The sequence below is a fragment of the Pseudomonas psychrophila HA-4 genome (genome assembly GCF_000282975.1).
Taxonomy (GTDB): Bacteria; Pseudomonadota; Gammaproteobacteria; order Pseudomonadales; family Pseudomonadaceae; genus Aquipseudomonas; species Aquipseudomonas psychrophila_A.
Genome location: NZ_ALJC01000031.1, coordinates 1 through 17,898 on the forward strand (window position 1 = coordinate 1; position 17,898 = coordinate 17,898).

16 protein-coding genes are annotated in these 17,898 nt (G+C 57.4%); 14 read left to right on the top strand and 2 right to left on the bottom strand.

Annotated features, from left to right (window positions below; all coding sequences use genetic code 11):
• Window positions 1–433: 433 nt before the first annotated feature.
• Window positions 434–1,033: a GntR family transcriptional regulator gene (locus tag B347_RS0103670; protein WP_019408354.1), complete on the bottom strand. Its 600-nt coding sequence runs from the start codon at window positions 1,031–1,033 to the stop codon at window positions 434–436.
• 321 nt (window positions 1,034–1,354) lie between these two features.
• Here B347_RS0103670 and B347_RS0103675 point away from each other — a divergent pair, with 321 nt between their 5' ends.
• The 5 genes from B347_RS0103675 to B347_RS0103695 are packed head-to-tail and all read left to right on the top strand — an operon-like array spanning window position 1,355 to window position 7,545.
• Window positions 1,355–2,587, top strand: coding sequence for an NRAMP family divalent metal transporter (locus tag B347_RS0103675; protein WP_026013972.1), 1,233 nt, complete (start codon window positions 1,355–1,357; stop codon window positions 2,585–2,587).
• Between the two features lie 19 nt (window positions 2,588–2,606).
• The gene (locus B347_RS0103680) at window positions 2,607–3,377 is read left to right on the top strand and encodes a LamB/YcsF family protein (RefSeq protein ID WP_019408356.1); all 771 of its coding nucleotides are present in this window, start codon (window positions 2,607–2,609) and stop codon (window positions 3,375–3,377) included.
• Window positions 3,374–4,180, top strand: a complete 807-nt coding sequence (locus B347_RS0103685; RefSeq protein ID WP_019408357.1) for a putative hydro-lyase — start codon at window positions 3,374–3,376, stop codon at window positions 4,178–4,180. Before B347_RS0103680 ends, B347_RS0103685 begins: the two co-directional genes overlap by 4 nt.
• 9 nt (window positions 4,181–4,189) lie before the next feature.
• A complete protein-coding gene (locus tag B347_RS0103690; protein ID WP_019408358.1) occupies window positions 4,190–5,809 on the top strand; it encodes a 5-oxoprolinase/urea amidolyase family protein in 1,620 nt (539 codons plus the stop codon).
• Entirely contained in the window at window positions 5,806–7,545 is a 1,740-nt protein-coding gene (locus B347_RS0103695) for an acetyl/propionyl/methylcrotonyl-CoA carboxylase subunit alpha (protein WP_019408359.1), read from the top strand. Before B347_RS0103690 ends, B347_RS0103695 begins: the two co-directional genes overlap by 4 nt.
• 79 nt (window positions 7,546–7,624) lie before the next feature.
• Here the strand turns inward: B347_RS0103695 and B347_RS0103700 are convergent, their stop codons facing one another.
• On the bottom strand, window positions 7,625–10,399 hold the full coding sequence (locus tag B347_RS0103700; protein WP_019408360.1) for a UvrD-helicase domain-containing protein: 2,775 nt from the start codon (window positions 10,397–10,399) through the stop codon (window positions 7,625–7,627).
• A 317-nt stretch (window positions 10,400–10,716) separates the two neighbouring features.
• On the opposite strand from B347_RS0103700, the gene B347_RS0103705 reads away from it, so the two are divergent.
• From B347_RS0103705 to B347_RS0103750, 9 genes are all read left to right on the top strand, one after another.
• Entirely contained in the window at window positions 10,717–11,778 is a 1,062-nt protein-coding gene (locus tag B347_RS0103705) for a colicin E3/pyocin S6 family cytotoxin (RefSeq protein ID WP_019408361.1), read from the top strand.
• Entirely contained in the window at window positions 11,775–12,008 is a 234-nt protein-coding gene (locus B347_RS0103710) for a pyocin S6 family toxin immunity protein (RefSeq protein WP_019408362.1), read from the top strand. The genes B347_RS0103705 and B347_RS0103710 overlap by 4 nt, the downstream gene beginning before the upstream one ends.
• 127 nt (window positions 12,009–12,135) lie before the next feature.
• The gene (locus tag B347_RS0103720; protein ID WP_019408364.1) at window positions 12,136–12,375 is read left to right on the top strand and encodes a pyocin S6 family toxin immunity protein; all 240 of its coding nucleotides are present in this window, start codon (window positions 12,136–12,138) and stop codon (window positions 12,373–12,375) included.
• A gap of 51 nt (window positions 12,376–12,426) precedes the next feature.
• A complete protein-coding gene (locus B347_RS0103725) occupies window positions 12,427–12,666 on the top strand; it encodes a pyocin S6 family toxin immunity protein (RefSeq protein ID WP_019408365.1) in 240 nt (79 codons plus the stop codon).
• A gap of 237 nt (window positions 12,667–12,903) precedes the next feature.
• Window positions 12,904–13,887, top strand: coding sequence for an AraC family transcriptional regulator (locus B347_RS0103730; protein WP_026013973.1), 984 nt, complete (start codon window positions 12,904–12,906; stop codon window positions 13,885–13,887).
• 158 nt (window positions 13,888–14,045) lie between these two features.
• The gene (locus tag B347_RS0103735) at window positions 14,046–15,080 is read left to right on the top strand and encodes a DUF1254 domain-containing protein (protein WP_019408367.1); all 1,035 of its coding nucleotides are present in this window, start codon (window positions 14,046–14,048) and stop codon (window positions 15,078–15,080) included.
• 71 nt (window positions 15,081–15,151) lie between these two features.
• Window positions 15,152–15,994 carry a MipA/OmpV family protein gene (locus tag B347_RS0103740; RefSeq protein ID WP_019408368.1) on the top strand — a complete coding sequence of 281 codons (843 nt, stop codon included), beginning with the start codon at window positions 15,152–15,154 and terminating at the stop codon, window positions 15,992–15,994.
• A 52-nt stretch (window positions 15,995–16,046) separates the two neighbouring features.
• Window positions 16,047–16,874 (top strand): acid phosphatase, encoded by an 828-nt coding sequence (locus B347_RS0103745; RefSeq protein ID WP_019408369.1) that lies wholly within the window; start codon window positions 16,047–16,049, stop codon window positions 16,872–16,874.
• Between the two features lie 13 nt (window positions 16,875–16,887).
• Window positions 16,888–17,664 carry a hypothetical protein gene (locus B347_RS0103750; protein WP_019408370.1) on the top strand — a complete coding sequence of 259 codons (777 nt, stop codon included), beginning with the start codon at window positions 16,888–16,890 and terminating at the stop codon, window positions 17,662–17,664.
• Window positions 17,665–17,898 lie beyond the last annotated feature (234 nt).

Consider the following 17,898-nt stretch of genomic DNA (forward strand, 5'->3'; position numbering starts at 1 on the left):
TCAGCTAAGCGCTTTGAATGTGGGGTTTATGGAGCGCTTACTTTCGTTTTGGGGTTCTGTCGGATTCCAATCGGTTTAAAGCAGCATCTGAGATAAAAATCGCTTCGGTAAAGGGAGGAACTTCCCCATACCCCGCACCACTGCTCTACTCCCCCCAATTCGGCTTGCTGCTCAGCCAAGCTCAAAATTCGCGAACCAGACCTGACCGAACGTCACTCGTTTAAAAGCAAAAACGTGGCGCAGTTGAGTAAGCGCTCGGTATTTATATCTCTGTGATGCGCTTGTCCACGCAAGGCCATCAACAAAAGCAGGCACAGATAAAACTCATTCCCTTTAATTCCCCGGAATTAACTATTTCCTATCGGAAACTTCAGGCCCGACAAATCAACACACCCTCGAAGAGGCTGATCTCCCAACCCCCGTATCAAGGCGACTACCGTTTCATGCTGCGTTCGTAAGCTGCCAGGACAGTTCGCTCAGATTGCACGAGGTAGGCATCCAGCATGGTCGTAGCGTCGACTGCTCGGCCCTCTTCAACGCATGTAAGTATCGATGCGTTCATATCGAGGAACGGCAAGTGCAGAAATTGGGGGTCGTTGAGAACCCCGAAGGCGAGCCGCAATTCAGCCGAGATCTGCCCATAAAACACCTGTAGGCGCGGGCTATCGGCCAGTTCGACAATTGATTTGTGAAACATCATGTTGGCAGTGCCGACCGCGACCCAATCTTTCGATTCGCGCGCCCGCACGCCGAGTTCGACAGCCTCACGCATGTGCAAGGTGCCAGGGTGCTGGGGGTAGGCTTGGGCGATGGCCTTGCACTCGATGAAGCGGCGCACCCGGTAGATGTCGATGATCGAGGCCATGTCAGGCTCGGCAACCGTAACTCCGCGGTTAGGTTCGTGTTTGAGCAGGCCTTCGCGCGTCAGAACCCGGAATGCCTCTCTCAATGTGTTCCGCGAAATGTCGAGGTGTTCGGCCAGTGCGGCTTCTGAAAGGCGTTGGCCGGGCACCAGTTCACCCTCGACCAGCATTCTGCGTATTTCTTGGGTGATGGTTTCTCCCAGTGTTCGGGGAAGGATGGGAGAGGCGTCGTTCATAAGAGATCCAGAATGAGGAAAACCGCCGGGATATTCCATCAGAGCTTAGTACGCGGCACAAGGATGAAGCGTGAGGCGTGCTTCATTAAGTAGCACGGCAAGCACTTAAGGTAACAATTTGGTGCTTATGAATCAGTCATAGCGCATGGATTGTTCAACAAAGAATCCTTTATAGACCTACATTCAATTGGTGATTCTTGAGTGTTGGCATGCTCATTGCTCAGTCGAAGTACCTCTCACCGTAGGAATGATGCCGTGACAACGACAACAAAAGAGTTCACAAAGGCGCGGCGGGCGTCTTTAGTCGCCGCCGTCTTCATGATGGCCACGTCTGCTATCGGTCCAGGCTTCCTGACCCAGACCGCTACGTTCACGGCAACATTGGGTGCTGCCTTTGCCTTCGGAATTCTGGCGTCAATCCTGATTGATTTCGTCGTTCAACTGAATGTCTGGCGCATCGTGTCTCTGACTAAAATGCGCGCGGCCGATCTGGCCAATGCGGCTATTCCGGGCAGTGGCTACTTGTTGACCTTGTTGGTGCTATGCGGTGGCCTGGTGTTCATGCTGGGTAACATTGCCGGTGCAGGTCTGGGCTTGAACGCGCTGACCGGCCTTGATCCTAAATGGGGCGGTGCTTTGAGTGCGCTGCTCGCCATTGCGATCTTCTCGTCTCATCGCGCAGGCGTGGCGATGGACCGGATAATGATGGGGCTGGGCATCTTGAAAATATGCCTGATCGTGTTTGCATGCTTCGCGACCCATCCTCCGCTGGGCGAAGCCCTGCGCCAGTCGGTATGGCCTGACTTCATCGACTTTGCCTCTATTACCACCATCGTCGGCGGCACAGTAGGCGGTTACATCACTTATGCAGGCGCTCATCGTCTGCTTGATCGCGGCACCGTGGGTGTAGAAAACATTCAGGCCGTATCCCGCGCGGCACTGACCGGTATCTTGGTCACAGGCATCGCTCGCTACGTGTTGTTTCTGGCTATTCTCGGTGTGGTGGCAAGCGGAGTGGTTATCGACGTGTCTGGCAAGGGTGCAAACCCTGCTGGTCAGGCATTCCAGGCAGCGGCAGGCGACATCGGCATGATGATGTTCGGTCTGGTGCTGTGGGCGGCGGGTATCAGCAGTGTCATCGGCGCGTCTTATACGTCGATGTCCTTTATCACGGTGTTCTCCAAGAAGATCACTGAGCGTGTGCGTAACCTCGCCACCGTGTTTTTCATCGTCATCTGCATGACGGTGTATATGGTGCTGGGCAAGCCACCGGCTGCGTTGCTGGTGTTTGCAGGCGGTTTCAACGGCTTGATCCTGCCGCTGGGCCTGAGCATCTTCATGTACGTGGGCTGGGCCCGGTCTGACCTGATGGATGGGTACCACTATCCACGTTGGTTGCTGGTGCTGGGCATTCTGACCTGTCTGCTGTCGTGGTACATGGCGTACAAGTCCGCCGGTGCCATCTTTTCGTTCATTGGCGCAGCCTGATTACAGGAGGTAGTTTCAAATGCGTGCGATTGATCTTAATAGCGACCTAGGTGAAAGCTTCGGCGCCTGGGACATGGGCGACGATGCAGCCATGCTCGACATCGTGACCAGCGCCAATGTCGCCTGTGGTTTTCACGCCGGTGACCCGGCGGGCATCCTGCGGACACTGAAAGCCGCTGCCGCAAAGAACGTCACGATTGGCGCTCACGTTTCCTATCCAGACAAGGTTGGCTTTGGCCGCCGTAACATGGACGTCGCGAGCGACGAACTGACCGCCGACGTGATTTATCAGATCGGTTCGCTGCAAGGCCTGGCCAAGGCTGCGGGCACCTCTGTGCGCTACGTCAAACCTCACGGAGCCTTGTACAACACTATTGCTCACGACCGCCGACAAGCGATGGCGGTGATTGAGGCAATCCGCGCCATTGACCCCACGCTGGTGCTCGTCGCTCTGGCGGGCTCCAGCCTGATTGAGCTGGCCCGTAGCGAAGGCTTGCAGTGCGTCGCCGAGGCCTTCGCTGATCGTGCGTATACGCCGCAGGGCACTCTGGTTTCGCGGCGCGAGCCTGGGGCCGTTCTTCACGACCCCGAGCTCGTGGCCCAGCGCATGTTGCGTCTGGTTCAGTCGGGCTCCATCGAAGCCATTGATGGCAGCCTAGTCAGAATAGAGGCCGACTCGATTTGTGTGCATGGCGACAGCCCCGCCGCCGTAGAGATGGCCCGCGAACTGCGCCGCGTACTGAAACAAGCCAATACATCGTTGCAACCCTTTGCCGGAGAACGCCCATGAATGCCTTTGATCGAGCCCGTCAAAGCGCCATCGCCGCAGCCCGCGAGGCACGTGGCACTTACCGCAACGGTCTGGTTAGCCCCACGGCAGGTATCGCACCCGGCATGACCCAAGCCAACCTGATCGCCTTGCCCCGCGACTGGGCCTACGACTTCCTGCTCTACGCGCAGCGCAATCCCAAAGCCTGCCCGATCTTGGATGTCAGCGACGCTGGCAGCCCGATCACCCTCTTGGCTGAAGGCGCGGACCTGCGGACCGACATCCCGATGTACCGCATCTGGCGCGATGGCACGCTGGCGGAAGAAGTCAGCGACGCAACCCAAGCCTGGGCTGAACACGACGACATGGTCGCGTTTTTAATCGGTTGCAGCTTTACCTTTGAAACCCCGCTGCAAGAAGCGGGCATCGAAGTGCGACACATCACCGAGGGCTGCAATGTGCCGATGTACCGCACCAACCGCGCCTGCCGTCCTGCCGGTCGGTTACAGGGCGAAATGGTGGTTTCGATGCGTCCGATTCCGGCTGATCGCGTGGCCGAGGCCAGCAGTATTTCCGGGCGCTACCCCTCGGTGCACGGCGCTCCAGTCCATATCGGTGAGCCTGGGCGACTGGGTATCAACGACCTGAGTCGGCCCGATTTCGGCGATGCCGTTAGCATCAAGCCTGGCGAAGTGCCGGTTTTCTGGGCCTGCGGTGTCACACCTCAGGCCGCAGTCATGGCATCAGGTGTGCCCTTCGCAATCACCCATTCGCCGGGCCATATGTTCATCACCGACGTGCCTGACAGCACTTACCACGTCTAGGAGTTCCCTGTGCGCTTTCTACCGGTCAACCTGGACGTCTTGCTCGTCGAATTGAAGGATATGGACGAGACCCTGGCCTTGTTCGACGCCCTGACGGCGGACCCCATTGCGGGCGTGGAGGAGATCGTTCCTGCCGCACGCACGTTAATGATCCAATTCCGCCCCAGCACCCTCGAGCGTCAAACGCTGGTCAACCGCATCGCTGGCCAAGACCTCAGCCAGCGCCGCGAGGGCGAACACCGTCGGGTGGAAATCCCGGTGCATTACAACGGCGAAGACCTCGACGAAGTCGCGACTTTGCTCAATATCAGCCGCGCAGAAGTCATCCAGCGTCACACCGCTCATGACTACAGCGTGGCGTTCTGCGGTTTCGCGCCGGGCTTCGCGTACCTGACGGGCGGCGCCGGGTTCCAGGTGCCTCGTCGGCAAACGCCGCGCACTCGCATCCCTGCCGGTGCCGTGGCGTTGGCGGGCGACTTCAGCGGTGTCTATCCCAAAGCCAGCCCTGGTGGGTGGCAGATCATCGGCGTCACGCCGTTGCAGATGTGGGACCTGAACCGCGCCGAGCCTGCCCTGTTGCGCCCTGGCTATAAGGTACGTTTCACCGACGCAGGTCCATTGCCTGCCTGTGGCCTGCCAGCACCTGCGACGCCAGCACGCACCGACGCCACGTCAGGCACGTATCTGGAGATCATCAGCCCAGGCCTGCATAGCGTATTGCAGGACATGGGCCGCCCCGGCCAGACCGGCCAGGGCGTATCCCGCTCCGGCGCGCTGGACCTTGGTGCTCTGCGCTCGGCCAACCGCGCCGTCGGCAACCCCTCGGACATGGCCTGCGTAGAGTCGGTACTTGGGGGCCTGAGCTTCATTTGCCATGGCAATGCCGTGATCGCCATCACCGGCGCGCACACCCCGGTCACCATCACCAACGCCAGCGGCCTGCAATGGCAAGCCAGCAACTATCAACCCATCGAGCTGGAAGCGGGCGACCGCGTGAGCCTGGGTTCACCCAAGGCCGGGTTGCGCAGTTATCTGGCAATCCGTGGAGGTTTCGACGTCACGCCGGTGCTCGGCAGCCTGTCCACCGATACCTTGGCGCAGCTTGGTCCTGACGCTCTGGCAGTTGGCGACCAACTGGGCTTTACCGAACCGGTCACCGGCACCAGCGTATCCCTGAACGAAGCCCCAGCCTTTGAGCTGCCGACCACCGCCAACATTGTCACCCTCGATGTGGTGATGGGGCCGCGCACCGATTGGTTTACCCAAGACGCCATCCAGCGTCTGAGCAGCCAGCTGTGGCGCGTCACCTCTCAATCCAACCGAGTCGGTATCCGTCTGGCCGGTGATACACCACTGGAGCGCAGTCATCATCAGGAATTGCCCAGCGAAGGCACTTCAGTTGGCGCGATCCAGGTTCCCGCCAGCGGCCAACCAGTGCTGTTCTTGGCCGACCACCCACTGACCGGTGGTTATCCGGTGATTGCCTCGGTTGCCAGCCACCATTTGGATTTGGCTGGACAGATACCGGTCAATGCACAGATTCGTTTCAACCCGCTGGATGCGTTTGAAGAAATACAACTCAGCACCGAAGCCTCTTTCTCAACTGCCGATGCGAAGAACAAGTCATGAAAAAATTATTGATCGCCAACCGTGGCGAAATCGCCGTCCGCATCGCTCGCGCTTGCCGTGACTACGGTGTGCAGTCGGTTGCCGTCTATGCCGACGCAGACATTGACGCGCTGCACGTGCGCCATGCCGACGAAGCTTATTCTCTGAATGGCCAACGCCCTGCCGAGACCTACCTGGACATCGAAAAGCTACTGGCTGTCGCCAAACGCAGCGGAGCCGACGCCGTGCACCCAGGCTATGGCTTTCTGTCTGAGCGGGCCGACTTCGCCCGTGCGGTGATCAACGCTGGGCTGATCTGGGTTGGCCCCACCCCGCAGACCATTGATGTGTTGGGCGATAAGGTCGAAGCGCGCAAGCTCGCCCAGCAGGTTGGTGCGCCTTTGGTGGCCGGTACGCCTGGGCCGGTTGAAAGCGCCGCCCAAGTGCTGGCCTTTGCCGAGCAACACGGCCTGCCGATTGCCATCAAGGCCGCCTTCGGGGGCGGCGGACGCGGCATGAAAGTAGCCTGGCGCCTAGACGAGGTGGCCGAACTGTTTGCCTCGGCGGTGCGCGAAGCCGAAGCAGCGTTTGGCCGTGGCGAATGTTTCGTTGAGCAATTCCTCGACCGCCCTCGGCACATTGAAGCGCAAATAATGGCCGACAAACACGGCAAGGTGGTGGTGGTTGGCACGCGTGATTGCTCGCTGCAACGACGCAACCAGAAGCTGGTGGAAGAAGCGCCCGCGCCGTTTATCAGCGACGCACAGCGCCAGCGTATTCATCAATCGGCCCACGATATTTGCGCCAAGGCCGGCTACGTCGGCGCTGGCACCGTGGAGTTCCTGCTGAGCCAAGATGGCACCCTGTCATTCCTGGAGGTCAACACACGCTTGCAGGTCGAGCACCCGGTGACCGAAGAAACCACCGGCGTCGACCTTGTGATTGAGCAACTGCGTATCGCCGACGGCCTGCCGTTGTCGTTCAGCGAAACGCCGACCCCGCGCGGCCACAGCTTTGAATTTCGCATCAACGCCGAAGACGCAGGTAAAGGCTTTTTGCCCACCCCCGGCCAAATCACAGCATTCATGCCACCCTCTGGCCCCGGCGTACGCTTGGACAGTGGCGTGGTCAGCGGTTCCAGCGTGCCGAGCACCTTCGATTCGATGATGGCCAAGCTGATTGTCACCGGTGCAACTCGTGAGCAGGCGATCACACGCGCCCGTCGCGCCCTGGCGGAATTCAACATCGAAGGCATCGCCTCAGTGCTGCCGTTCCACCGGGCCGTGATGGACCATGCCGACTTCACCAGCGCTGACCGATTCGACGTGCACACTCGCTGGATCGAGACCGACTTCGCCGAACAGATCACCATCGCCCCCCGCAACGCTCAAACGGGGAACCCAGAAGTCCTGCGCACCTTCGTCGAAATTGACGGCAAGCGCCACGAGTTGGGCCTGCCCGCAGCCTTGTTGCGCGGTATGAGCCTGAACACAGTTGGCCCAGCCAGCGAAAGCGCGAGCCCAAGCGAGGCAGTTGATCCACAGGCGATACTGACGCCGGTAGCGGGCAACCTGCATACCTGGGTCGTCGAGGACGGTGAGACGGTGAGTGCCGGGCAAGTAATCGCCGTATTAGAAGCGATGAAAATGGAAACTTCGGTTCTGGCGCCCTGTGCTGGCGAGGTTCAAGTTACCCAACAACCGGGGACTTACTTTGAATCCGGCTCGCTGATCGGCCGTATCAAAACAGCTCGTTGATTTAAACGCGTCTTGTAGGGGCGAGCTTGCTGGCTCCTACAAGGTCTGCTTGCGCTTAAGGACTGATCAGGCCAGCGAATCACCAAGGGCCACGGTCTGAAAAACTTGCACGCTGGCTGGCAGTTTTCCTGGGCGGTTTGGGTTTGTGTTCACACATGGGGAAACTCGAACATGAGCGAAATTCCCCGTATGGCCCTTGGCGAAGGACGAATACGCCAATTTTGCAGATCGGGCAACGATCTTCCTGAATCGGCTCCCCCCGGACATTCGTCACGTTGACAGCGCCTTCCTTGACCATTTCATCGAGAAAGGGCGAATTTTTGCCCATGACCGTGAACATCGCCACTGAACGACGCGCACGGGTCAGCGCTACGTAGAATAAACGCCGCTCCTCGCTGTATGGGTACGTGTCCCCTGCTGGCATGACGAGCTCCAGCAAAGCGTCATCGCTCTTAATGCTAGGAAAGCCTCGGTACACCAGGCCCGGGAGGACGACATAGTCTGCTTCATCACCTTTCGAGGTGTGGATGGTCTTGAACCTGACGTCGATCAGGTTGCCAAAGTGCTCCTGCCAGCTCTCTGGAATGTATTGCCGGTCGTTCCTGTAGCGACCCAGGATGAAGACCGTGACTTTGCCATTCTTTCCTAACGGCACCAAACCTTGCGCCAAACGACTCTGTAACTCGGCAAGGTAATGATGGATCGCCCCTTGGATTTCGTTCCTGTTTGGGACTTGAAACGCCTGAATCGGAACATCCAGTTCAGGACTTACCGAGGTCACCCGCTTCTGTAGCTGGGACGGATTTTTAGACACAAACTGGCTCGACACATCACAGATCGCTTGTGGGCATCGGAAGGTTGTTTCCAGTCGATAGACTTGGCCGTGCCCAAACCATTCTCGAAAGCCGGTCATGACGCTGAGGTCTGCACCGGCAAAGCGGTTGATCGACTGCCAGTCGTCCCCCACCGCAAAAAAATGTCGACCGGGTTCGGCCACCAACGCCCGGCACAGGCGCGCACGCGCTCTCGATGCGTCCTGGTACTCGTCCGCCATGACCAAGCTGTAGGGCGAAGGATGACCTCGCTCTAAAACCTCGGCAGCCATGTTAATCATGTCCTCAAAGTCGATTCCTTTCTCCAACGACAGGGCCATGTTCCAGCCATCAAGTGCCGTAGTTGCCAGCTTCAGAAACGCCTCGAATCTGTATCTGAAGACACCGGTCGGCAGCTCTTCGATCCGCTCATGAAGGGACTCGACGGTAAGGCTATTACTCTTGAAATGAGTGATGAACATGCGGATCAGTTTGACCAAGTCAGCATGCTCCATCGGCACCATCCCTTTGGTAGGGATAGGACGGTCTGGATTGGGCTCAAGTACCAGCCCTCGAGCCGTCAGCTCATTGGACAGGTGCTTGAATATCTCGCCGCTGTGCAACTGATGTGAGGTCGTCTCGATGAGCGCCGTACCCATTTTTTGATGGGTCTCACGCTTCCATTTAACCCCCTCAACATAGCCCTTGAAATGCTCCGGAGCCTGACCCGACGCGTCTAGGGCGAAGTGCTCGTGGTAGAGGTTGATGTCAGGGTAGAAGAAGTCTGGAAAATATTGACGGTGCATGGCGGTGGCGGTGTCATGCTCGTAAGCACGTTCATATTGATATTCGACACCGTTGTAGAAAAGCCAGTTGGCGATGACTCGCTCCTCCTGACTCGCCACATGGTCACCCTTGAGCGAGACAAGGCGACCAAGTCCTTCCTTATCCCACGCCTCGAATAATTGATCATCCCCGGCTGCCGGGATGTCTCGCCCAAGCACCAGGCGAAACAGATCCCACTCCATTCTGAACGCTTCAGATTGATCCTTGAGGTCATCGACAAGGGTCATGAGCTTCTGAAAACCTAAGGCATTCTCCACTGCCCAGTCAGGAACATGCGGCTTGCGCCCAGTCGCCTCGGCAATAATCGACAGGCCAAGGGAGTGAAAGGTTTTGGCCTCGATCTGTATGTCTTCGATACCAACACGCTCAAGAGACAGCGCGACCCGCGCCTGAAGCTCTTCGGCGGCCGATTTATTGAATGCCAGCATCACGATAGCGCTAGGAAACACCAATGTGCGGTGCAGGGCATAAACAGCCTTGGCCACCATGGTTGATGTTTTTCCTGAGCCTGCAGAAGCAATGACTTGCACTCGGTTATCGAAACAGATCACCGCACGCGATTGTTCATCGGTGAGCGGCTTGCTTTCCACTGCTGCCAATAGCGCTTTGCACGCTTCAAGTTCGCGCTGCATGTGATCGTCGTTTCGCTGGGCCCAAGCTTTGGGCCAGTCGCACATCCAGCGCTCCAGATTCCGCTCAACAGTCGTGTCGGCTTCTGGCAAGGAAGACTGAATTTCTGGGGTCTGGAACAGCGTGTTTAACGCTTGATTGTCGAGGTTGAGAATCGGCTTAGCGGCTAGCAGCGCTTGCTGCATCTCATGTGTCAGCCACACGCATTTCGAATCAGCCGTTTGCACAGACTCTGCGACAGTGTTTAGCCAGGTTCGAATGGCCGAGTAGCACGCTTGAAAGCGCTGCCGGCGAGTAATGGTGAGGAGCCGGCCTATTTGCTCGCGCAGCAGTGGCTCCTTCGCGTTAGGCAATCCATCCACGCGGAATGTGCGGCCTTCACGGAGGGTGATATCCGTCCACAGCACCCCACGGTTGATCTCTACAGTAGGAAGGTTCTCAGGATGAACCTCGACGACATGATCGCCAATCCTCAAAAAAAGCCGCTCGTCCTCGACGTGCAGACGCCATGGCTCAGTTTTTGTCAGCAACCGCCCCCACGCGGATGCTCGCCATTCCATTGTCATCCTGATTCCACAAGCGCATAAAAATCGCAGTCTACCTCAAGGCGTCCTACATTCATGCGCGAATCTGCCTACAGGCTTATTGGCTCAAGTGCATTTTTTCTCCTTCAACCCGTGGCGGCATTAATGGCCCACGCCGCCTAGTCTCAAAACCCCCTGAAACGCCATGTAACCGGGCCAATTTGACCAAGGCAGAAATAGAGCGGCACCCTCCATGACTCACTCTGCAGTCATACAAGGCGTGTCATGAAAAAGGATAAAACGGACGACCCTTTTCTAAGACACGACTGGCTGCCACGACTTCCGAACGGTGGCGCTTCATGGGCAGCATGGAGCCCCCCCCCTCCAAGCCAGAACCGGTCTACATCGCAAAAGATGAATGGCCGTCCCCCAAAGCGCGAACAGACCTGGTATTTGCCAAGTCGTGCGTGTCTAAAAATTGGTGCCGCACCGACGCTGGGACGACCACAGAACCTGCTTCACATTTCGGCAACGTCATGGTGGCTGGCGCGATGCTTTTGCCTGACGCTTCAACGGCTATCGCGCTAGCCCTCGGCGCCGATGCAGGACTAGGCCGCATGGCCGGTGGTGGCATCATGCAGCAGCGCATGACCTGGGCTCTGCGTGGCGCCGGCGGGCCTGCCAGCGTTTTTATACTCGGCATGCTGCCCACCAAAATGGGCGACGGCACACTGCACACTGACGACCAGCTACGCAGCATGAGCAGGGCCACCACTCGGGTGCGCTTTCAGTTCCGTCGCGATGCTGAAGGCGTGTTACAGGTGTACGGCATTCACACGGGCGCGTCAGGCGACGACTCGGTACGCACGGTGCAGGTTAAGTGGAATGCGGCAAAAACGGCGTTGGAAGCCGAGCTAAATGGCATCACTATTCTCTGGACACCGCAGAATGGGCGCTTGGGTCACATGCCTCCGCTGGTCTACCCCGATAACAGCGGCGCGCAACTGGGCACGATTCTCGTGCACCCGATCGCAGACAATATGGATAGTCAACTTGAAGGGCTGCCCGGCGAAGACATTACAACCGACGACTGCATTCTGGTTTTTCCGGCAGACAGTGGGCTGACGTCGCTGTATGTGGTGTTTGCAAAGCCGGTTGGTGGAGACCACAGTTACCATCCTCCGCCAAAGGGGCTGACAGCCTTTCCTGATGCAAAAGTGGCGCCTAGGAAAACGCCTCTACAAGGCGGAGGCGGAGTGCGTAAAAGATGGAAGACTAAGGATGGGGTTATTTTTGAATGGGACAGCCAACACGGTACTGTAGAAAAATATAACAAGCGCGGAAAGCATCTTGGTGAGTTCAATCACGAAACAGGTGAGCAAACAAAAGATGCGGATAAAAAAAGAGAGGTTGAGCCATGATTTATATTGTTGAAGCATTTGATAAAGAAGACGAATCTCTAGCCTTTGAAATTGCGCTTCCAGAGGGGTGCGAAACTCAACTAGCAAAAATAATGAACTGGACATCACCACAACGAGGCGATGAGGGCTACAACCTCAATGACGCTCAACTATCAAACATTGAGGTATTGACAAATAAGTGCTTCAAGAACGAAAAATATATATTCCAACTTACCTGTAACGTGGGTTGACGCATTGCAGAATACACATCAACCGTCATCGAACAGGCCAATGTGCTTGGTCGAGAAGCAATGCGAAGCAAATGAAATACTGACAAAGCCTAGCAGAACGACACCTAACCAGATCAGGAGATGAATCATGCATTTGTGTATCAGTGGATTCTTGCTGGAAAGCTCCGAAGATGACTCACTTAAGTTTGAGCATGATTTGGATAGTTCCCTTAACGACCAAATCGTACAGATCTTGGGCCATAAAAATCTTAATGCTATGGCTGAAGGGGAATGGCTACTCACGGACGAGCAAATTGCACACCTATCAGAGATCACCGGAGTAGCACTGCCAACCGATTTAAAGTTATTTATTGGTGTTGAAGCCTGAGCGAAAAAAATGGCCCGGCAAATGACGCCTAAATAAATCAGGACATGAATCATGCTTTTATGGATCAGTGGTTTTTTAAAGGGTGACGATGAGGACGATTCTTTGAAGTACGACCTGACCGTTAAACCTGAGTATGAAGCCGCTGTAATGGCAATTTTTGGTAGGAAAAGTCTGGACCAAAGCCCAGAGGGTGAATGGTTGCTGACGAACGACCAAATAAAGCAGCTCAGTATCGCAATTGATGAGCATCTGCCAATCGACTTAGAGCTTTACATGGGTGTGCGTGCCTGATAGTTGGGCTTTTTGTGAACTCAGCTGTACAGCAAGAAGGGCAATAAATTGGGCAAGCTCAATCACGAAACCGGCGAAGAGATAGCTACAGCCCAAAAAAAACCTCCCCACCCCCACCGCCTTGTCCCTGAAACAAACATCGTGTTTACTGTGCCATCACTCGCGCCAGCAGGCGCCAACACCCTATTCCCGCTGCTCCCTGCCGATTTTTTTGCCTTTTGATTAGGTACGAACGCGATGACGAATGCTGCGCCCTCGATAAAGCTCAGTACGCTTCGGCACATTGCTCCTTATCTGGGGATGCGCGGTGTGTCGCCGCTGGAGTTTTTTCGGCGTTATGGGATTTCCCCACAGGTGTTTCAAAACCCTGAAGCCTGGGTTCCGCGTGCAGCCTGTTTTCACATTGCCAATGAAATGGCCGCGGTCGCCCAGGACCCGTTTGCCGGTGCGTCGGTGGGGCATCTGATTGAGGTGCGTTCGCTCGGTGCCTGGGGCGAACGGGTATTGGGCTCGACTAATCTTGCTCAGGCGTGTGCATTGGCGGCGGTGAATACGGACTTGCTGCACAGAGGCAGTGACGTAAAGATCATCACCGAAGGCCGGATGACGAAGCTGATTCATCACTTTAACGGGCACCACGGGGCGGACCCTAAGCAGGTGATTTTGGGCACGCTGGCGCTGCTGAGAAAACTCCCGATGATGTCCGGTGAGCCTGGCGCCATTCGTGTGTACCTAAAAAACTCGAGAGAGCGAGGCGACGAGGCGCTTGAAGAGTATTTGGGCCCCAATCTCGAAATGAACGCTGAGTACAACATGATCGAATTTGATCGTGAGTTGCTCGAAACGCCTCTGCAGCCGGTTCGGGATGTTGCCTGGAAAACCACCCAAGCCCTGAAGTCGACCGCTGACGCAGCTGACGTGCTCGCCCAGCAGATAGCGGATCAAGAACTGTCCAAACTTGTCACTATTTCACGAAAAATCGGGCTGTCTGCTCGAACGCTGCAGCGGCGTCTCGAACATTGCGGCATCGACTTCGAGGCATTACGTGACGAGACACGTCGCAGTGAAGCCCTGCAGTTGATTGCCAGCGGCCGATATAGCGCAACCGAAATTGCCTACATGGTCGGTTACAGCGATCCGGCGCACTTTACCCGCGCCTTCAAGCGTTGGACGGGCAGCCCGCCGTCGCACTATCGCGCCCTCTTGAAGCAAGGCCGTTAACCTCCCCGTCTAACCTCCCCAAAAAACACGTGGCCCCTTTGCTAGGCGGCCTTCGCGTGCGCGCTCGCATTACGTTTGGCACCAAATGGCAAGTTTGCGCAAAGGGGTTCTTATACAGTCCAAAAATTAACGCCAACTTATAAAACCAAGAGGTTTAAATGTCCCGTTCATCCTCGGTCTGCATCCTTGCCATGGCGCTGGCAGCTTTTGGAAGTGCAAACGCTCAGTCATCCCCAGAAGCGGCGATACCGGTGGGTGTGGATAACTTTGCCCGTGCCGAGTCCGACCTTTACTTGGGGAAAATGGTGGCAACTGGGAGTTTGGGCCGGTTTGTTCACAGCCGCGAAGCAGTGCCCATCGACGCCCAGAATGTAGTCCGAATGAATCGGGACACGCTCTATTCGTCAGCCGTGTTCGACCTCGATGCAGGCCCCGTCACAATTACCTTGCCTGAGGCAGATGGGCGTTTCATGTCGATGGCGGTCATCAATGAAGATCACTATGTCCCCGCCGTCACTTACGGCGCCGGCAGCCAGACACTGACGAAAGAATCAGTCGGCACACGCTATGTATTTGTGGCCGTGCGTACCTTCTTCGATCCCGCAGACCGCAAAGACCTTGAAAAGGTACATGCACTGCAGGATGCAATCACCGTCAGCCAAGCCAAGGTTGGGGAGTTTGTAGTACCCAAGTGGGACCAGGCCAGCCAGGCAAAGGTGCGTGAGGCTCTGGAAGTCTTGGGTTCGACGATTCCTGACTACAACCAGTCCTTTGGCCCCAAGGGCTCGGTCAATCCAATCCATCATTTGATCGGCACGGCGACGGGGTGGGGTGGCAACCCAGCCAAGGACGCTATCTACCTAGGCGGCGTGATGCCTGAGAACGATGGGAAAACCGTTTATCAACTTAAGGTTGGAGATGTCCCCGTCAATAGTTTCTGGTCGGTCAGTGTTTATAACGCCGACGGTTACTTCCAGAAAAACCCCTATGACGCCTATTCGTTGAACAACCTCACCGCCCAGAAAAGTGAGGATGGCTCGATTGTTATCCAGTTCGGCGGTTGCGACGCGAAGACCGCTAATTGCCTGCCAACCACGCCCGGCTGGAACTACACCGTCAGGCTTTATCAGCCGAGCGAACAAATACTGAATGGCCAATGGCATTTCCCGAAGCCGCAGCTTGTAGCACGCTAATTGATAACGCCCGGCGTTTATAACCCCGCACACATGCCACTACGTTTGGTTTACACCCAAGGAAAGAAGCAATGACAACCCTCGGCGGTTCACACTTTCTCAAGCATCCCATGACACTCATTACAGGTGCGACGCTCGCAGTTGCGATGGTGCTGCCGGTACACGCAGACGACTCAAGTAAGCCGTCCGTGACCGTCGGTGGCGGCATTGGTGTCGGCCCGCTGTACGAAGGTTCGTCGCACTACGCAGCTTTCCCGTCGTTGAAATTGAAGGCCGTGTTGCCGACCGAAGAATGGGGCACGTTTAGCGCGGCGTTCCCTGAGGGCTTGCGTTGGGACTTGCCGGGGTTGTCGCCTTTCGGGTTTGCGCTATTGATTGGTTATGACCAAGGCCGCAAAGAAAGAATCCACACCTTGGGCGGTCGCGATGACTATCTGCGGGGCATGGGCAACCTGGACAGCACCGCACTGGTCGGGGCAGAAGCGTATTGGGCGCTGCCGGCCGGGCGCCTATTTGTGCGAGGTCTGCGCTCCAGCGATAACCGCAATTACGGCGGCGAGCGTCTGGGCCATACCGCGTATCTAGAGGCTGGGGTCGCCACGGCCTACGAACTGTCTTCGACATTGACCCTGGACTCGACGCTCTACGGCACGTGGAGCAATGAGAACGACATGATGGCGCGCTTTGGCGTCACGGCCCAGCAAGCGGCCCGCACCCAGTTCGAGGAATACCGTCCGGGTGGCGGGATGCGCGACGTGACCTTGAAGTTGGGCCTGACTTGGCAATGGCAGCCACAAATCGCTCTAGAAGGCGGGATCAAGACTTACGCACTGGTCTCCGACGCTCGCAATAGCCCGCTCACGGGTGAAAAGGTGGGCGCAGGCGCCTACCTGAACGCTCTGTACTCGTTTTGATTAACCGCTCACGCCGCAGCCATCCGCGACACAGCAGACAAGGGAATACGCGATGAAACAACGACATAAGCAGTTGGGGCTCACCGTGTCCCTGACTGGCCTGCTGTGGTCGGGGCTGGCGCTTGCCGAAGAGGCCGCTACCAAGATCACGGACCCTCATTTCAAGCTGGCTCCAGGCTACTTGGACACGGCCGATTTGCCGCTGCGTCTGGCGTTGCTCGGCGCGCCGCCTAAACCAGACTCTGCGGCGCTGGCGCGGGATGAAGAGGCACGGCGGGCGGCGCTGGCACTGCGTGGCACGGCCCGGGAGAAACTCGCCGCAACGGATGCAGAGCTCGCATTCCCAGGCCCGGCGAACACGTTCTCGTGTGCGATGGGCGTGCAGATCAGCGAGAAGACCACACCGCATCTTTACACCTTGATGCAACGCACCTTGACGGATGCCGGTGGCTCCACGTATGCCGGGAAAAACGCCTACAACCGCACCCGTCCTTTTGTGGTGCATGACGAAAGCACGTGCCGCAAAGACATGGAGCCGCTGCTGCGCACCGACGGCTCCTGGCCATCTGGCCATTCGGCGGCGGGCTGGGCCTGGGGCTTGATCCTCGCGCAAGTGAACCCGGCACGCGCCACTAAACTGATGACCCGTGGCCTGGCGTACGGCCAGAGCCGCGTCATCTGCAACGCGCACTGGCAAAGCGACGTGGATGCGGGGCGCATCATGGGCGCCGCCACGGTGGCCAGCCTGCAGAGCAATCCGGCGTTCCTGAAGGATCTGGCAGCCGCGAAGGAAGAAATACAGGCGGCACAAAAGGCCGGCAATAAGCCGACAGAAAACTGCGCCGCCGAGGGCGTGGCGCTCTCGTTGACGCAGCACTGAACGGGGATGCGCCATGAGGCTCAGTAACACTTCGTTGCGGCGCAAGCACACTCGCTTGGCCCTGCTGTTTGGGGCGTTGGCGAGCGCCGTAAGCGGCCTGCCGACTGTCGCCAACGCGGCAGACAGCGATGAATGGCAGTTCAACGGCGGGCCTTACCTGTGGGGCGCCGGGATTCGTGGGCACGTCGGTCACAAAAACACCGGGACTATGTTTGTGAAGTCCGACTTTTCTGACATCGCGCGTACCGTCGATATGTCGGTGATGTTCATGGGCGAAGCGCGGCGCGGCCCCTACAGCGTGCTCGCTGACCTGATGTACATCGACACCGACACCCGTAACCGCCTGCCAACCGGGTCCAAGCTGGAGGTTGAAGGCAAGACAGCGTCAGGATTCTTGGGCGGCGGCTATACGGTACTCGGCGATGACGATTACCGGGTCGACGTCGCGGGCGGCGTGCGCGTCTGGTACAGCAGCACCACCCTGACCCTTCATGGTGGGCAAGCTGCGGGGCATTCTGGCTCTGACAGCGCCACGTGGGCAGACGCCATGGTCGGGCTGCGGGGGCGCTATGCCGTGAGTGAGCGGTTCTGGTTGTCGTCTTGGGGCATGGTGGGTGCCGGGCAATCGCGTGAAGACTGGGACGTGGCAGCACTAGCAGGCTGGGAGTTCACCCCAGGCTTTTCGGCGGTGGCCGGGTATAGGGCCATGGGCGTGAATTATCGCAACGACGGGTTTGTGTACGACATCGTGCAAAAAGGCCCGCTGCTTGGGATTAGCGGACGGTTTTGAGAATATGCACCGCGTAGCAGTTGCCGAGCCTGCGAGGCTACGTCCGATTGCGCAGCAAGCGTATACCCTGAAAGCGCGGTTTAACCGAAAGGCCGTGACAACCTGCTTTACGACTGTTTCACAGTCGGACGTAGCCTCGCAAAGCTCGTCAACTGCTACGAGAGTGGTGCAGGCCGTATCCATGTCAAAAATCATGGCTAGCAGGCTGGGAATTTACACCCGGCTTTTCGGCGG

What these genes read in the sequence shown, in the direction of transcription:
- B347_RS0103680 (WP_019408356.1), top strand. Translation starts at nt 2,607, where the DNA reads ATGCGTGCGATTGATCTTAATAGCGACCTAGGTGAAAGCTTCGGCGCC.
- B347_RS0103705 (WP_019408361.1), top strand. Translation starts at nt 10,717, where the DNA reads ATGGGCAGCATGGAGCCCCCCCCCTCCAAGCCAGAACCGGTCTACATC.
- B347_RS0103750 (WP_019408370.1), top strand. Translation starts at nt 16,888, where the DNA reads ATGAGGCTCAGTAACACTTCGTTGCGGCGCAAGCACACTCGCTTGGCC.
- B347_RS0103700 (WP_019408360.1), bottom strand. Translation starts at nt 10,399, where the DNA reads ATGACAATGGAATGGCGAGCATCCGCGTGGGGGCGGTTGCTGACAAAA.
- B347_RS0103745 (WP_019408369.1), top strand. Translation starts at nt 16,047, where the DNA reads ATGAAACAACGACATAAGCAGTTGGGGCTCACCGTGTCCCTGACTGGC.
- B347_RS0103695 (WP_019408359.1), top strand. Translation starts at nt 5,806, where the DNA reads ATGAAAAAATTATTGATCGCCAACCGTGGCGAAATCGCCGTCCGCATC.
- B347_RS0103730 (WP_026013973.1), top strand. Translation starts at nt 12,904, where the DNA reads ATGACGAATGCTGCGCCCTCGATAAAGCTCAGTACGCTTCGGCACATT.
- B347_RS0103725 (WP_019408365.1), top strand. Translation starts at nt 12,427, where the DNA reads ATGCTTTTATGGATCAGTGGTTTTTTAAAGGGTGACGATGAGGACGAT.
- B347_RS0103720 (WP_019408364.1), top strand. Translation starts at nt 12,136, where the DNA reads ATGCATTTGTGTATCAGTGGATTCTTGCTGGAAAGCTCCGAAGATGAC.
- B347_RS0103710 (WP_019408362.1), top strand. Translation starts at nt 11,775, where the DNA reads ATGATTTATATTGTTGAAGCATTTGATAAAGAAGACGAATCTCTAGCC.
- B347_RS0103670 (WP_019408354.1), bottom strand. Translation starts at nt 1,033, where the DNA reads ATGCTGGTCGAGGGTGAACTGGTGCCCGGCCAACGCCTTTCAGAAGCC.
- B347_RS0103685 (WP_019408357.1), top strand. Translation starts at nt 3,374, where the DNA reads ATGAATGCCTTTGATCGAGCCCGTCAAAGCGCCATCGCCGCAGCCCGC.
- B347_RS0103735 (WP_019408367.1), top strand. Translation starts at nt 14,046, where the DNA reads ATGTCCCGTTCATCCTCGGTCTGCATCCTTGCCATGGCGCTGGCAGCT.
- B347_RS0103740 (WP_019408368.1), top strand. Translation starts at nt 15,152, where the DNA reads ATGACAACCCTCGGCGGTTCACACTTTCTCAAGCATCCCATGACACTC.